At 32.7% G+C, this 15,819-nt stretch carries 13 protein-coding genes; 6 read left to right on the top strand and 7 right to left on the bottom strand.

The window, feature by feature from the left end; translation table 11 throughout:
- The first annotated feature begins 55 nt into the window (after positions 1-55).
- Together N534_RS15040 and N534_RS0105770 are read left to right on the top strand one after the other, a co-directional pair.
- Positions 56-4,003 (top strand): thrombospondin type 3 repeat-containing protein, encoded by a 3,948-nt coding sequence (locus N534_RS15040; RefSeq protein WP_028891577.1) that lies wholly within the window; start codon positions 56-58, stop codon positions 4,001-4,003.
- Entirely contained in the window at positions 4,000-4,686 is a 687-nt protein-coding gene (locus N534_RS0105770) for a hypothetical protein (RefSeq protein ID WP_028891576.1), read from the top strand. The genes N534_RS15040 and N534_RS0105770 overlap by 4 nt, the downstream gene beginning before the upstream one ends.
- A gap of 62 nt (positions 4,687-4,748) precedes the next feature.
- Here the strand turns inward: N534_RS0105770 and N534_RS0105765 are convergent, their stop codons facing one another.
- Positions 4,749-5,321 (bottom strand): DUF3109 family protein, encoded by a 573-nt coding sequence (locus tag N534_RS0105765; RefSeq protein WP_028891575.1) that lies wholly within the window; start codon positions 5,319-5,321, stop codon positions 4,749-4,751.
- A 108-nt stretch (positions 5,322-5,429) separates the two neighbouring features.
- On the opposite strand from N534_RS0105765, the gene N534_RS0105760 reads away from it, so the two are divergent.
- From N534_RS0105760 to N534_RS15035, 3 genes are read left to right on the top strand one after another with little or no spacing between them, the layout of a single operon-like run.
- Positions 5,430-6,011, top strand: a complete 582-nt coding sequence (locus N534_RS0105760) for a MarC family protein (protein ID WP_028891574.1) — start codon at positions 5,430-5,432, stop codon at positions 6,009-6,011.
- Positions 6,012-6,626: an FAD-dependent oxidoreductase gene (locus N534_RS0105755; protein WP_028891573.1), complete on the top strand. Its 615-nt coding sequence runs from the start codon at positions 6,012-6,014 to the stop codon at positions 6,624-6,626. It abuts the gene before it with no gap.
- A gap of 19 nt (positions 6,627-6,645) precedes the next feature.
- A complete protein-coding gene (locus N534_RS15035; protein ID WP_197017698.1) occupies positions 6,646-8,058 on the top strand; it encodes an endonuclease in 1,413 nt (470 codons plus the stop codon).
- A gap of 250 nt (positions 8,059-8,308) precedes the next feature.
- Here the strand turns inward: N534_RS15035 and N534_RS0105745 are convergent, their stop codons facing one another.
- The 6 genes from N534_RS0105745 to N534_RS0105720 all read right to left on the bottom strand — a co-directional run bounded on the left by N534_RS0105745 (position 8,309) and on the right by N534_RS0105720 (position 14,650).
- Entirely contained in the window at positions 8,309-9,064 is a 756-nt protein-coding gene (locus N534_RS0105745) for a succinate dehydrogenase/fumarate reductase iron-sulfur subunit (RefSeq protein WP_028891572.1), read from the bottom strand.
- Between the two features lie 10 nt (positions 9,065-9,074).
- A complete protein-coding gene (locus N534_RS0105740; protein ID WP_028891571.1) occupies positions 9,075-11,090 on the bottom strand; it encodes a fumarate reductase/succinate dehydrogenase flavoprotein subunit in 2,016 nt (671 codons plus the stop codon).
- A gap of 15 nt (positions 11,091-11,105) precedes the next feature.
- Positions 11,106-11,783, bottom strand: coding sequence for a succinate dehydrogenase cytochrome b subunit (locus N534_RS0105735; protein ID WP_028891570.1), 678 nt, complete (start codon positions 11,781-11,783; stop codon positions 11,106-11,108).
- Between the two features lie 167 nt (positions 11,784-11,950).
- On the bottom strand, positions 11,951-13,207 hold the full coding sequence (locus N534_RS15030; protein ID WP_051435852.1) for a hypothetical protein: 1,257 nt from the start codon (positions 13,205-13,207) through the stop codon (positions 11,951-11,953).
- Between the two features lie 138 nt (positions 13,208-13,345).
- Positions 13,346-14,026 (bottom strand): alpha/beta fold hydrolase, encoded by a 681-nt coding sequence (locus N534_RS0105725; RefSeq protein ID WP_028891569.1) that lies wholly within the window; start codon positions 14,024-14,026, stop codon positions 13,346-13,348.
- A complete protein-coding gene (locus N534_RS0105720) occupies positions 14,027-14,650 on the bottom strand; it encodes a hypothetical protein (protein ID WP_038005569.1) in 624 nt (207 codons plus the stop codon). It abuts the gene before it with no gap.
- 86 nt (positions 14,651-14,736) lie between these two features.
- Here N534_RS0105720 and N534_RS0105715 point away from each other — a divergent pair, with 86 nt between their 5' ends.
- Positions 14,737-15,582 (top strand): helix-turn-helix domain-containing protein, encoded by an 846-nt coding sequence (locus N534_RS0105715; RefSeq protein WP_028891567.1) that lies wholly within the window; start codon positions 14,737-14,739, stop codon positions 15,580-15,582.
- The last annotated feature ends 237 nt before the right edge of the window (positions 15,583-15,819 follow it).

Below are 15,819 nucleotides of genomic sequence, written 5' to 3'. Positions count from 1 at the left end.
AATAATTAGGGTAAAATAGAAATTATCTGTTATAGTATTCATCAACTACTTTATTATGAATAAAAAAATACTTTTTTTTAGCTTTTTAATTATAGCTATATGTAGTGTTATTTTTAAAGTTTCAGTTAATAGTGAAACAGAGACTGAGAAACTAAGAAAGCAGCACGCAAAAACCTTACAAGAACATCCTTTTCAAAAAACGAGAAACCTACCTAAGAAGAAAAGAAAAGCACAAGGGCTACCTCCTAATGCTTATTTTGAACAGAAATATTTGAGTGAAATTAACCCTAGTACAGGAAGAACACATAAAGAAAATATTTACAGACTTCAAGAGGAATTAAACAAACGAAGAATTGGACGAAAAGTACCTGGTGATGCCGATAATGCTTGGGTAGAAAGAGGACCAGATAATGTTGGAGGAAGAACGCGAGCACTTTTATTTGATCCAAATGATGCTACGAAAGAAACTGTTTTTGCAGGAGGAGTTAGTGGAGGTTTGTGGAAAAACACAAACATATCAAACCTAACTTCTAAATGGGTTCGTGTGGGAATACCAGAAAACTTAGCAGTATCATGCATAGCTGTAGACCCAAATGACTCAAAAACCTTTTATGTAGGAACCGGAGAGTCGTATGTAAATGGAGATGTGAATGGAGATGGTCTATGGAAATCTATAGATGGAGGAAACTCTTGGTCAAAAGTTCTAGGAGGGGTTACAGGAGAAACCTTTCTAGATACAAATTCTAAATTAACGGTTAATTCACCTGCCGAAATAGGAGGAGATTATATCTCAGTATTAACAACTGCTTTTGGAGGTGATATTACAACACCTATTACAAAAGATTTAGTTTTAGTAATAGATGGTACAGTTCCAACAGAAGATGGTTGCGATGCTATTACAAATGCAGCTGAATTAAATGGAAAAATAGCAGTTATTAGAAGAGGAACTTGTAATTTCTCAGTAAAAGCCAAAAATGCTCAAGATGCAGGAGCAGTTGCTGTAATTATAGTAAATAATGAAAACACAGCTCCTTTTAACATGGCTGCTGGAGACGGGGCGGAAGCAGTAACTATTCCAGTAGTAATGATAAACCAAGAAATAGGGAATGCTATAATAACTAGGTTATCTACAGGTTCTGTAAATGGAACGTTAACAAAATTAAAAGAGGATGCGACAAATTCGACTATAGTTCCAGGCATACAGCACATAAATGATATCGTAATAAGAAATAACTCTGGAGTTTCTGAAGTATACATAGCAGCAGGAGAAGCTGGATATACAGGAGGAATTTCATTAGGAGGAGACAGTATTGGTGTTTACAAATCAATCAACGGTACGGATTTTACCAAAGTAAACCTTCCAAAAACATCAGAAAGAAATCCTTATGAACCAAATAATTTAGAAATTGCCTCTGATAACTCAATCTATTTAAGTACTACAAGAAGCTTTACTTTTGGAGATGGAGGAGGAGCGATTTTAAAGTCGACTGATGGAGAGAATTTTAGTTTAGTTTATTCTATTGAAAATGGACTTAGAACGGAAATAGCATTATCACCTTTTAATGCAGGAACAGTATATGTATTAGCAGAAGTTAATGATTCTGAAGCTCCAGTAAAGATTTTAAAAACTACAAATAGCTTTATTACAGTTAATGAAACAGCATTACCAAATGATACGGATACTGATATAGAAGCTAATGATTTTACAAGAGGACAAGCTTTTTATGATTTATTAATAAAGGTAGATCCAAATGATGAAAACACTCTTTATGTTGGAGGAATAGATTTATTTAAATCTACTAATGGAGGAGATAATTGGCAACAAATTTCAAAATGGTCAAACAATAATCTTTTATCATCATTAAATGTTTCAGTAGTTCATGCAGATCATCATGGTCTAGCATTTGCATCTTCCAGTAAAATGGTTTTTGGTAACGATGGAGGAGTTTATTTTTCTGATAACTCAGGAACTTCTATATATGCCAGAAATAATAATTATAATACACTTCAGTTTTATACAGTTGGAGCTGCTCCAATATCAGCTTTTGGAGGAAAAGAGTATTTCTTAGCTGGAGCACAGGATAATGGTACTCAGTTGGTAGAAGCAGCTTCAGAAGGAATTAATAGCTCAATAAGAGCATCAGGAGGTGATGGGGCTGCTAGTTTTTTTGACACAGATGGAAATGATAAATATTTTATAGCAAATTATGTTTACAATCAATCGATTTCACTATATAACTATGGAACTAATAAATGGGTTACTATTAATGATGAGGATTCTGCTAACGGAGATTTTATTAATCAAGAAGAATTAGATTCTAACCTTAATATTTTATATTCAAACTATTCTTCTTCGTCTTCTGGCTCAGCAATTAGAAGATATTCAAATATATTAGCAGACGGTTTTGTAGAAAAATCATTGTTATCTAATGTATTGATGAACTCTGACCCATCTACATTAAAAGTTTCACCACACACAACAGCTTCAAGTAAATTATTTGTTGGGTTAAAAAACGGAAAACTACTTAAAGTAGAAAATGCAAATGTTGGAGTAGGAACGTGGTCAGATATCACAGGATCAAATTTTGTTGGTTCAGTATCTGATATTGAGTTTGGAGAAACAGAAAATCAAATTTTTGTTACGATGCATAATTATGGAGTAAAAAACATTTGGTATTCTGACGATGGGGGAGCTAACTGGGTAAGTAAAGAAGGAGATTTGCCAGATATTCCTGTAAAAGCAATATTACAAAACCCGTTAAGTACAAATGAAGTAATTATAGGAACTGATTTAGGTGTTTGGAAAACGAAAAACTTTAATGATGCATCACCTAGTTGGTCTCAGTCTTATAACGGGATGAGTAATGTACCTGTATTGGATTTAGACTTAAGAGATGATAATACTGTTTTTGCAGCAACATATGGTAGAGGAATTTTCTCTGGAAAATTCACAATAGATCCTAATGGCGATGCGGACGGAGATGGGATTCTAAACGGAGTTGATAACTGCCCTAATACAGCAAATCCAGATCAAGCTGATGTTGATAATAATGGAATAGGAGATGTATGTCAAGATACTGATGGAGATAGTGTTTTAGATATTAATGATAATTGTCCTAATACAGCGAATCCAGATCAAGCAGATGCAGATAATAATGGAATAGGAGATGCATGTCAAGATACCGATGACGATGGTGTAATGGATGATGTAGATAACTGTTTAACCACAAAAAATGCAGATCAAGCAGATACTAACGATAATGGTATTGGTGATGTATGTGATACAAGTTATAAGAATACAGATAATATTTCTGTTAAAACAATCTCAGAAACTTGTGTTGATCAAAATGATGGGAAAATAGTAGTAGATGTAAAACAAACCTATGTAAGTTATACAGTAACTGTTAAAGGAGCTTCAACAGATGTAACCAAACAATTAACGACTTCTTCAATTACTTTTGCTGATTTAGCTCCAGAAACATATGAAGTATGTGTAAAAGTTAATGATAGAGATGATTATGTTCAGTGTTATGAAGTTAACATTACAGCATCTAACCCAGTAGCATTTAGATTAGCTAAAAATGTAGAATCTCAAAACTATACAATTAGTATAACTTCTGGTACAGCACCATATACGGTATATTTAAACGGAAAAATATTAGACACGTTTAATATAGCAACATTTGATGTGAACACAAAAAAAGGAGGAGTTTTGGAAGTTAAAACAGCTAGAGCATGTGAAGGAAAACTAACTGAAATTATTGATAATGTTTTCCTAAAAAATAATCCTGTTTCAGAAACTATTGATTTACTATTACCTGATAATGCAGCATCAAATTTTGAAGTAAAAATATACGATATAAAAGGTAAAATAGTGTTAGAAGGAAGTTTTGAGAAACAAGGTAACGAATTATCAATTCCTTTTAACGGATTCAATTCAGGAACCTATATACTTAAAGTAGGAAATGAAAATACTAACACATTTAAAGTTTTAAAACGATGAGAAAAGCAATAAAAATGATCGCCCTATTTTCACTTCCTTTATGTGTGGCTTGTGGTGGAGGGAGTAAAGAGCTTGTTAATGAGATGCCTACAACTGTAAACTTATTATATCCTACACAGAACTTATTATGTATAGATAATAACATTTCATTTGATTGGAGTGATGCTACTGATCCCAATGGAGATAATATTAGCTATAAAGTAGAGATCTCAAAAAATAGAGAGTTAACGAACATTGTTAAAGCACAAACAATAAGTACTTCTCAGTCTACAATTACTCTAGAAAAAGGAGTAGCATATTATTGGAGAGTTATTGCAGTAGATAATAAAGGTAAACAAGGTGAGCCTTCATCAGTATTTGCTTTTTACACCAAAGCAGAAGGAGAAAGTAATATAGCGCCTTTTACTGCAGAATTAGTTAAACCAGCCGATGAGATTAAAGTGGATGGATTAATTGTTACTTTAGAATGGAAAGGAGCCGACTCTAATACAGGAGACACCTTAACTTATGATGTTTATTTTGGTGAAGATGTAACTCCAATAACGTTAAAAGAAGAAGGTATAAGCACCACTAGTGTTGAAGTAACTGTAGAATCAGGAAAGACATACTATTGGAAAGTAAATACAATTGATAATACTGGAGCAAAATCTATTGGACAAGTTTGGAGTTTTACTGTGAATTAATATAGAAAAGAGTATAAACATAAAAAAACGACGCTATTTAGCGTCGTTTTTTTATGTTTAACTTATTTTTTCAAGTGTTTTTCAGCAACTTTTTCAAGTTCATCGTACCAATTTTGCCCAAACTTTCTAATTAAGGCTTGTTTTACAAATTTGTACACAGGTACTTGTAATTCTTTTCCTAAAGAGCAAGCATCATCACAAATTTCCCATTTATGGTAATTAACAGCAGCAAACTCACTATAGTCTTTTACACGAACCGGGTATAAGTGACATGAAACAGGTTTTTTCCAATCTACAATTCCTTGATTGTATGCTTCTTCAATAGCACACAAAGCAGTTCCTTTATCATCAAAAATAACATAAGCGCAATCGGCATCATTGATTAAAGGAGTTTCTAATTCTCCAAAATCGCTAGTTATCCAAGTCCCTTGTTTTTCAATAGCCTCAATACCTTCTTTGCGTAAAAAAGGTTTAATTTTAGGATAAATTTCTTCTAATATTTTGGTTTCCTCTTTTTCTAAAGGAGCACCTGCATCACCATCAATACAACAAGCGCCTTTACAGGCAGATAAATTGCACACAAACTCTTTTTCTATAAGGTCTTCTGAAACGATGGTTTTTCCTAACTGAAACATAAATTAATTTTAAAATTGGAAGTTTATATGAACTTCTTGTAAATTTAAATACAAAAATACTAGATTGTAACATTACTTATATAATTTTGCACACGAAAAACATCAACTATGGACTTTAACTTTAAAGAAATTTTTACAGCCTTTATGGTATTATTTGCGGTAATTGATATCGTTGGAAATATTCCAATTGTTATTGATTTACGTAAGAAAGTAGGACACATTCAATCAGAAAAAGCATCTGTTATTGCAGGGTTTATTATGATTTTATTTTTATTCGTTGGACAACGATTATTAAATTTAATAGGAATAGATGTACATTCTTTTGCTGTTGCAGGATCATTTATTCTATTCTTTCTTGCTTTAGAAATGATTTTAGGTATAACCCTCTATAAAGACGATGAAGAAGAAGCAATTAGTGCAACCGTTTTTCCTTTGGCTTTTCCACTAATTGCGGGTCCAGGAAGTTTAACAACACTTCTTTCCTTAAGGGCAGAATTTAAATTAGAAAATATAATTGTAGCTGTTTTGCTAAACGTAGTTGTAATTTATTTTGTATTAAAAACATCAACTAAAATTGAAAAAGTCATCGGACCTAACGGAATTCAAATTATTAGAAAAATATTTGGTGTTGTCCTTTTAGCAATCGCAGTTAAGTTATTTGCAACCAATATTAAAATGTTATTATCATAAATGAATTTTGACGCACTTATAATTGGAGGAGGTGTTTCTGGAATGCAATGCGCCTTAGTTTTAGGTTCTGCCTTAACTAAAGAATATGCAAAAGGTAAAAAGGTTGGAATTATCATGCACCAACGAGCGTCTCATTTACAAGATGCTTTATTTAATAATGTTTTAGGATTAGCTCCTGGAACTTTAGGTGAAGATATTTTAGAGGAAGGAAAAAAGCAGCTAGAAGAATTATATCCTGAAGTTATTCAGATAAAAAATGAAAAAGTAGCAGCAGTTTTAGATGAAGGAGAAGGGTATAAAATAATCACAAACAAAGGTGAATATACAAGTAAAATGGTAGTGATTGCATTAAACTATTCAAAACCATTTGAAATTGCAGGATTGGAGCAATATGTAGAAAAGCACATGCGAGCAAATGCAATGAAAGATAGAATACAATTACGTAATTTTAACCATTTGATTAAAGAAGGATTGTATGTTTGCGGAACCTTAGCTGGTTGGCGTAGTCAGTTTGCCATTGCTGCTGGAAGTGGTGCCAGTGTTGCAACAGATATTTTAACGGTATGGAACGAAAATGTACCAACTAAAGTACACGATAAGAATAAAAAAGAATAATTATTAATAGTAGTAGATTATGAAGAAAATAATTGGACTCATAGCAATGTTAGCATTGTTTGTGAATTGTGGAGGTAGTGATAGCGAAGTTATACCCCCAAAAGAAGAAAAGGTTGTCGCTGTAAATGACTCTTATGAAGTAACCGAAGATATAGCTTCTGAATTAAACTTCTTATCAAATGATACATACACGCAAGGAAGTATAGAAGTGTCGTTCCCAACAACTTCTAATGAAAATGGTATTATAGTTCAAACCAACAATAAAATAACTTATACGCCAGCTAAAAGCTTTGTAGGGGCAGATTCTTTTACTTATACTATTTGTAGTACAAAAGAAGAAGATAAATGTGCAACAGCAACAGTAAGTATAACTGTTGTAGATCAAGGAAATCCAGAAGCAAAAGATGATGTCTATACTACACAAAAAAACACAGAAATTACGATTAGTAATTTCTTAGAAAATGACAGTCTAATTGATGATGCGCAATTAGATGCTATTAACAGTTCTAATGCAAATGGATCAGTTACCTTAAATAGTAATGGAACAATAACATATATACCACAATCTGATTTTGTAGGTAATGACACGTTTACGTATACAATTTGTGATGATGATGCTACAAAAAGTTGTTCTACAGCCACTATAACCATTAAGGTAGAAGAGCCTTCTAATAATGCAGGGAGTTTTAATATACCTTCTGAATTAGCTGAATATTATAAAAATACCGATTTCAACTTGACGGGTAATGCCCTAAGAGAAGAATTAGCTACAACGATAATAAGCACACATACTACCAACTTATCATATACTCCTGGTGTATGGGACGTATTAAAACAATCTGATTTAGATCCTACAGATAATAGCAAAGTAGTCTTAATTTACGGGTATGATGATAGTGACGGAAATTATGTAACAGATAGAACCCGTAGTAAAGATGCAAATGGAGGTACACAAGGAACTGATTGGAATAGAGAACATGTATACCCTAAGTCTTTAGGAAATCCGAATTTAGGAACATCTGGACCTGGTGCAGATGCACACCATTTAAGACCTTCAGATGTTAAATTTAATAATGATAGATCAAGTAAAAAATTTGCTACTGGCTCAGGAAATGCAGGTGATGTATCAGGAAATTGGTACCCTGGTGATGAATGGAAAGGAGATGTTGCTCGTATGATGATGTATATGTATTTAAGATACGGAAACCAATGTTTACCAAAAAATGTAGCTGTAGGTTCTACAATAGCTTCTGATAATAATATGGTTGCTTTATTATTACAATGGAATGCCGAAGATCCTGTTTCAGATTTAGAAATACAACGAAATAATGTTGTAGCTAATGCACAAGGAAATAGAAATCCTTTTATAGATAATCCTTATTTAGCTACTCTAATTTGGAATGGTAGTGAAGCAGATAATACTTGGAAGTAAGAACGTTTCTATATAAATAATTAAAAAGCCTGAGCGTACGCTCAGGCTTTTTTGATTTAGTAATAAGATAGTCCCCCACAGATCATCATATTGTAATCAATGGTGGCAAATGTATTTTGTATATAGTTTCAGAAACAGAAAAAAGGTATAAGCGTTATGAAATAAAGAATAAGTGAAGTTAAAGATGTAAAAGCATAAAAAAAACCGAAGCTAATGCTTCGGTTTTTTTATATAACTAAGGTGTTGTGTTTTATCCTTTAAAACTCGCCTTTAAGAACTCAGAGTTCATACGAGCGATGTTTTCTAAAGAAATTCCTTTAGGACATTCAACCTCACAAGCTCCAGTGTTAGTACAGTTACCAAAACCTTCTAAATCCATTTGAGCTACCATGTTTTTAACACGTTCAGTAGCTTCAACTTGACCTTGAGGTAATAAAGCATATTGAGATACTTTTGCTCCTACAAATAACATTGCAGATGAGTTTTTACAAGTAGCTACACAAGCACCACAACCAATACAAGTTGCAGCATCCATTGCTTTATCAGCGTTTTCTTTAGGAACTAAGATAGCGTTTGCATCTGTAGTATTCCCTGAAGTGTTTACAGAGATATATCCTCCCGCTTGTTGAATTCTTTCAAAAGAACTTCTATCAACTACTAAATCTTTAATTACAGGGAAAGCAGCAGCTCTAAATGGCTCAATTGTAATCGTATCACCATCGTTAAACATACGCATGTGTAACTGACAAGTAGTTACTCCACGATCTGGTCCGTGTGCCTCACCGTTAATGTACATAGAACACATACCGCAAATTCCTTCACGACAGTCGTGGTCAAACGCTACAGGCTCTTCTCCAGTATTTACTAATTGTTCATTTAATACGTCCATCATTTCTAAGAAAGACATATGCTCAGAAATATCGGTCACTTTATATTCGACCATTTTTCCTTTATCGTTCGCTCCTTTTTGTCTCCAAATTTTTAGCGTAAGATTCATGTTACTCATATCTCTTTTCTTATTTGTATGAACGTTGTTTTAGTTCAATATCGTTAAACTCTAATTCTTCTTTGTGTAAAACAGCATCAGCTGGTTCTCCTTTATATTCCCAAGCAGAAACGTAAGCGAAATTAGCATCATCACGTTTTGCTTCTCCTTTTTGAGGTCCGTCTAACTCAACAGACTCTTCTCTAAAGTGACCTCCACAAGATTCTGTTCTGTTCAAGGCATCTTTAGCGAATAATTCTCCTAACTCTAAGAAATCAGCTACTCTTCCTGCTTTTTCTAACTCAGGGTTCATTTCGTTAGCATCTCCAGGAACTTTTACATTTTTCCAGAAATCTTCACGTAACTCTTTAATTTCAGCCATAGCTTCTTTTAAACCTTGTTCGTTACGTGCCATTCCACACTTATCCCACATGATTTTTCCTAATTTCTTGTGGTAGTAATCAACAGAATGCTCTCCGTTGTTGTTGATGAAGAAATCAATACGGTCTTTAACCGCTTTTTCAGCTTCTTCAAACTCTTTAGTTTCAGTAGAAATTTTTCCTGTACGGATATCGTTAGATAAATAATTTCCAATTGTATAAGGTAATACGAAGTATCCATCAGCTAAACCTTGCATTAATGCAGAAGCTCCTAAACGGTTAGCACCGTGATCAGAGAAGTTTGCTTCACCAATAGCATAACAACCAGGAATAGTTGTCATTAAGTTATAATCTACCCAAATTCCTCCCATAGTATAGTGAGTTGCAGGGTAAATCATCATTGGTGTTTTGTATGGATTGTCATCTACAATCTTTTCATACATTTGGAATAAGTTTCCGTATTTAGCTTCTACGATAGCCTCACCTAATTCAGTGATTTTAGTTGCAGAAGGGTTTTCAATACCTTTTAATTTTGCTTGCTCTTTACCGTAACGCTCAATTGCCGATTTAAAATCTAAGTATACAGCTTCACCAGTAGCATTTACACCATAACCAGCATCACAACGCTCTTTTGCAGCACGAGATGCCACATCACGAGGCACTAAGTTACCAAAGGCAGGATATCTTCTTTCTAAGTAGTAATCTCTATCTTCTTCAGCTATTTGAGTAGGTTTTAATTTTCCTTCTCTAATTGCTAATACATCTTCCATTTTCTTCGGAACCCAAATACGTCCATCGTTACGTAACGATTCAGACATTAAGGTTAATTTAGACTGATAGTCTCCTGAACGAGGAATACATGTTGGGTGAATTTGCGTGTAACAAGGGTTTGCAAAGAATGCTCCTTTTTTATGAACTTTCCAAGCCGCTGTTGCGTTAGATCCCATTGCGTTGGTTGATAAGAAATACACGTTTCCGTATCCACCAGAAGCAATTACTACTGCGTGTGCTGAGTGACGCTCAATTTCACCAGTAACTAAGTTACGAGCAATAATTCCACGAGCTTTTCCATCAACAATAACAACATCTAACATTTCATGACGATTGAACATTTCAATCTTACCACGAGCAATTTGACGGTTCATTGCTGAATAAGCTCCTAATAATAACTGCTGACCAGTTTGACCTTTCGCATAAAAAGTACGAGATACTAATACCCCACCAAACGAACGGTTATCTAATTGTCCACCATAATCACGAGCAAAAGGAACACCTTGTGCCACACATTGATCGATGATGTTTGCAGAAACCTCAGCTAAACGATAAACGTTAGCCTCACGAGAACGGTAATCTCCACCTTTTACAGTATCGTAAAATAAACGGTAAAAAGAGTCACCATCTCCTTGATAGTTTTTTGCTGCATTAATACCTCCTTGTGCTGCAATAGAGTGCGCACGACGAGGAGAATCTTGGTAAGCAAATGCTTTAACGTTGTATCCTAATTCTGCTAATGTTGCAGAAGCAGAACCACCTGCTAAACCAGTACCTACAACAATTACGTCAATTAAACGTTTGTTAGCAGGGTTTACCAAGTCTATTTTATCTTTATAAGTTGTCCACTTATCTTTTAATGGACCTTTTGGTATTTTTGAATCTAAAATTGCCATATTTAAGTGGTTTTATTAGTGGTTGAAAAAGTGAAATAATGCGATGATGATAAATCCTGCAGGAATACCAATAGCATATATTTTACCAAATGTTTTCAATCCTCTGGTATATTTATTATTTGCTCCAACTGACTGGAATGCAGAGTTGAACCCGTGTAATAAGTGTAATGCTAAGAAAACAAAAGCAATTACATAAGCACCTACTCTAAGTGGACTTACAAATTTGTGTTGTAACTCGTGGAAGTATCTAAACTCTCCATCGTGTAAACCACTCCAATCACCTTGAATGAATTTGGTGTTGATTTCTGGAAACCAAAAATCGATAAAGTGTAATACAATAAACGCTAAAATAGCAGCTCCACTATAAATCATGTTTCTACTCATCCAAGTAGAGTTTGCAGCTCCGTTATTTTTAGCATAACTTACTTTACGTGCACTGTTGTTTTTCATTTCTAAGATGAATCCCATTACAAAGTGAAAAACAACTCCAAAAATTAAGATAGGCTGCATTACATACTGTACTAAACCGTTAGTTCCCATAAAATGAGATAGTTTGTTGAATGTAGCTCCATTATCTGGAAAAATAGAGGTGATGTTAATTGCAAAATGTTGTAATAAGAAAAACATCAGGAAGAATGCCGAAAGTGCCATGGCAAACTTTCTTCCAATAGAAGATTTTAGTAATCCGCTCATTATTTTGTTGATTGATTAAATAATAGCACAAATTTAAGCGGAACACACTACTTGAACAAACTTTACGAATTGTTTTCTTAAATATTTAGAATGGGTTTAAATAGAAGGTTTTTTTTGAAGGGGTTTCGCTATCGGTTCGTGCAAACGCAGTAGCCGACGAATGGAGGCTATTGACGTTTTGCACATTGTTCTGCTAAGTTTTCATTTTTTAAATTTAAATTTATTAAATAGTGAGTAACTTTTTGGTAAACTCCATTTATTCGATGGAACGTAGGAATATAAACTAAATTACTTACATCTTTTCCGTAGGGATTTCTCATTGAGCCAACACTATCTAATTTAAGACTTTTTGAAATTCCATTTTTTCTGATTAGCGATAAAAAGAAACGATAATTCCGTTTAAATTCTTCAAAGTCTTTAGCGAAGACATAAACAATCAGATATTTGTTGGACAGTCCTAAACTATCATAATTGTCAATAAGCTTGGTGAAGTGATTAACCAAATTCTCATTTTTTCCTTTTGGGCTAACTCTTGTAAGTTTTAGGCACTCAAGGATTGTAATTGGAAGCCCTTTTTCATCTCTAATCATTATGTCAATCTCTCCTGCATTTTTTTTACTCATTGATACTCCACTTCGAGTTTGGTCAGAAATGTTATAATTTTTCGATCTCAACAAGTCTGATATATAATCATTTATCTCATCTTCACTTTTTCCTTCTTGATTTCTTTCTAAAATTCTGGTACACACTTCCACTAAATCTGATTCTATATTTTCTATGGCTGATTCTCTACTTATCTGTTTTTGAAAATCTTCTTTTGGTGTTAGCATTAAAAAATAATGCATGTCAATAATTGGATAAACTAATTTGATACTTAGCCTTCTTCGTAAATATTTCTTTATTTTTGATGAGATTAGTTTCTGTTGGTCAATTGAAAATTTATTGAGATTATCTTTTATAAATAGAATTGTCATAACCTCAGATTTCTCCTTAATCGCTTCAATGCATTTGGCACGGAACTCTTTGTCATCATTGACCTCTTCCATAAGATACCCAAGTAAAAAGTTACCTATTGAATAGTAGTATTCCTCTTCAAACTGACATAATGATTTTCTATCTACGCAATCAGGTACGTCTATGTAAGGTTGATTACTTAAATCTCCTATCTTTTTATAAAGTTTGTTTACGAAGTATTCTTTTTCAGTTTTTGAGATACTCAAATTATATATGTATTCACCAAGCATTTTCTTTAGGATAGAAAATGAGTCGTAATTACTAATTATTGGTGTTACAAAGTCATATATTTTATCTGTCAGGAGATGTTTGCTACTGGAAATATCATTTATCAAAAGCTTATTTAGGCTTCTTAGAATTTTAATATTATCTAAAAAATATTGTTCAATTTTATCTTCCACATTAGCCATAAATAAATTTATTGGTTTTCCTTTTGATGGTTCAATCGGTTTTCTTTTTTTTTCTAATTGAGCAGAACGGTTAAGATATTCGTCGTTTTAATGATTGATATCGTCTGATAGCGAAGTTAGTTGTTTAAAGGTTAAGAATCAAACCAAATTTAAAATATGAGTAAGCTCCTTTGGTTTTTCTAACGGAATCATATGTCCGCAGTTTTTAATCGTAATATATTTTCCTTTTTGTGTTTGATTAACAAATTCCTTTATCTTTTTAGGGTTAATGAGCGCATCATTTTCTGCAGTAATAAAAAGACAAGAAACGTTTAATTTTAAAACTTCTTGTGAAATATTTATCCTAGTAGAAGTAGCTTTTAACTGGCGTAATAATACTTCTTTTCCTAAATCTGTATCCATTTTTTTTATAATGGAAACGATTTCAGAATTACTGTGATTATCTGGGTGTAAAAACTGTTGAATCCTTGCTTGTGAAATTCCTTTATAGTTGTGTTTTTCTAAAAAATCAATAGTGCTTTTTCGCAATTGTATTTCGTTATCGTTTAATCCATCAGTATTGGCGGCTACAATAACTAATTTTTTTACTTTTTCAGGATAATGTATTGCAAAATTCATGGCAGAAAATCCACCCAAGGAAAACCCCACAATAGTAGCTGGAGCTCCAATATGATTTAAAATAATTTCATTGATTTCATCAAAAGAAGTTGCTGGAGTAATATCAATATGAATAGGTTGTATATTTTCTAACTTAGGAAAAACAAATTGCCATAAATCTACTGTACACATTGTACCTGAAATAAAATATACCTTTTGCATTTATTGGTTGTAATTAGAATTGACTAAACATTTGTTGTTTTTCCACTTTCCTTTGAGAGACTCTTTAGAAATGATTTTATCATCACAAGTTAAAAAATTTCCTTTTTCATCTTTTTTAATAATTTTTAATTTTCCTTGATGAATAGCATTGATAACTCTATAAATCAATCCATTTATTGGGAGGTTATTACCTTCTTCAGAAATAGACAATCCTATTTCGTTATTAAACAAGTCCATTTCTGATGAAATTTCATCAGGAACAACACTATCTTCTAATTGTTGTTTTTTAAAGGTTTGATAGTTTTCTTTTTCATGGGCTCTTCCAAGCGATCGAGCAGCTTTTTTGCCAATTTCTTGTTGTAATAAAGCCATCCAAAAAGCATGACGAAAAGCATCTACTTTTCCACCAGAATAATCACCATCTAACAAGGGAGAAACTCTTATAGAGTCACTTACTCTTAATGCTTCACGTGAAACAATTAAGGCTTGTTTAGCCCTAAAAGGGTGGAGTAATACCCACTTTTTTTTAGGAGAAGATAATTTTTTAAATTCTTGCCAATTAGACTGAGTATATGATGAAATACTTAATAATAAAAAGACAAGAAGTAGTATTTTTTGTAACAAAACAAGAATAATTATAAGTCAAATATACATTGGTTTTGTTAGCTCACCATATTTTTTCGACCAACGATTAAATATATGTAAGTATAATGGCTATACAGAATATTCAAAGTTACTCGTATAAAAATATTTTTTCGTTACAAACAGTTCAGTTTCAAAAGTCTTGTGTGGTAAATTCCCCACAACAAATAGAACAGTTTAAGATTTTTTGGATTAAAGAAGGAAGCGGAACATATAATATTGATTTTAAAAGTTATTCGTTTAAAGGGAATACGTTGTTTTTCGTATCTCCGGGTCAAGTTTTTTCTGTAGTTTCTGAAAAAATGAAAGAAATATATCAGTTGAGTTTTACGAGAGATTTTTATTGTCTTCAAGCACATGATACAGAAGTGGCGTGTAATGGCGTATTATTTAATAATGTATATGAAACACCTTTTGTTTTTCCGTCAGAAAATGAAGCAGAAAAACTAAATTTTATTCTTTTAAGTTTAATTGAAGAGTTTGAGTTAGAAGAAACAGCACAACACGATATGTTACAATCACTTTTAAAGCAGTTTATTGTATATTCTGTACGTATGAAAGAGGAAAAAGATGTTGTAAAAGAGAATACAGAAACAAAACTTTTTAAAGATTTTAGTTTACTGGTAGAGCTAAATTTTACAAAACTACACAGTGTTACAGATTATGCAAATAGGTTAGGGCTTTCACCAAAATCATTAACCAAGCATTTTAAAAAAATAGGAACTCAAACGCCAAGTGATTTTATAAAGAGTAGAATTATTACAGAAGCAAAGAGGTTATTGCTGTATACAAATAAAGCTATTAAGCATATTGCTTTCGAATTAGGATTTAACGATCCTGCTTATTTTTCTCGCTTTTTTACTAAAGCAACAGGCTCTTCTCCTAAAGAGTTTAAGAAAAACTATAGTTTATAAAAAAGAAAAAACCACGCAACGCGTGGTCAACTACACAACTAATACGTTTGTTACACTAATACAAACAACCTTTTTTGACGATTTAAAATTACTGTTATTAATACTCAGTAGTGTTATCTGCACTTTACGAAACCGTGAAGAAAATGAAGCTTTTTTGTAAGAAAATTGTTAGATAAAACAGATGTACAAGCTTTAAGAACTTTTGTCCATTTTTTGAGGTTAACTCTAGTTGCATTT

The organism is Tenacibaculum sp. 47A_GOM-205m, from assembly GCF_000518405.1.
Classification (GTDB): Bacteria; Bacteroidota; Bacteroidia; order Flavobacteriales; family Flavobacteriaceae; genus Polaribacter; species Polaribacter lutimaris.
Note: the sequence above shows the minus strand (reverse complement) of the source record. Positions and strands in the feature narration are given on the sequence as shown.

What these genes read in the sequence shown, in the direction of transcription:
- N534_RS15035 (WP_197017698.1), top strand. Translation starts at nt 6,646, where the DNA reads ATGAAGAAAATAATTGGACTCATAGCAATGTTAGCATTGTTTGTGAAT.
- N534_RS0105755 (WP_028891573.1), top strand. Translation starts at nt 6,012, where the DNA reads ATGAATTTTGACGCACTTATAATTGGAGGAGGTGTTTCTGGAATGCAA.
- N534_RS0105735 (WP_028891570.1), bottom strand. Translation starts at nt 11,783, where the DNA reads ATGAGCGGATTACTAAAATCTTCTATTGGAAGAAAGTTTGCCATGGCA.
- N534_RS0105770 (WP_028891576.1), top strand. Translation starts at nt 4,000, where the DNA reads ATGAGAAAAGCAATAAAAATGATCGCCCTATTTTCACTTCCTTTATGT.
- N534_RS0105725 (WP_028891569.1), bottom strand. Translation starts at nt 14,026, where the DNA reads ATGCAAAAGGTATATTTTATTTCAGGTACAATGTGTACAGTAGATTTA.
- N534_RS0105745 (WP_028891572.1), bottom strand. Translation starts at nt 9,064, where the DNA reads ATGAGTAACATGAATCTTACGCTAAAAATTTGGAGACAAAAAGGAGCG.
- N534_RS0105715 (WP_028891567.1), top strand. Translation starts at nt 14,737, where the DNA reads ATGGCTATACAGAATATTCAAAGTTACTCGTATAAAAATATTTTTTCG.
- N534_RS0105760 (WP_028891574.1), top strand. Translation starts at nt 5,430, where the DNA reads ATGGACTTTAACTTTAAAGAAATTTTTACAGCCTTTATGGTATTATTT.
- N534_RS0105740 (WP_028891571.1), bottom strand. Translation starts at nt 11,090, where the DNA reads ATGGCAATTTTAGATTCAAAAATACCAAAAGGTCCATTAAAAGATAAG.
- N534_RS0105765 (WP_028891575.1), bottom strand. Translation starts at nt 5,321, where the DNA reads ATGTTTCAGTTAGGAAAAACCATCGTTTCAGAAGACCTTATAGAAAAA.
- N534_RS15040 (WP_028891577.1), top strand. Translation starts at nt 56, where the DNA reads ATGAATAAAAAAATACTTTTTTTTAGCTTTTTAATTATAGCTATATGT.
- N534_RS15030 (WP_051435852.1), bottom strand. Translation starts at nt 13,207, where the DNA reads ATGGCTAATGTGGAAGATAAAATTGAACAATATTTTTTAGATAATATT.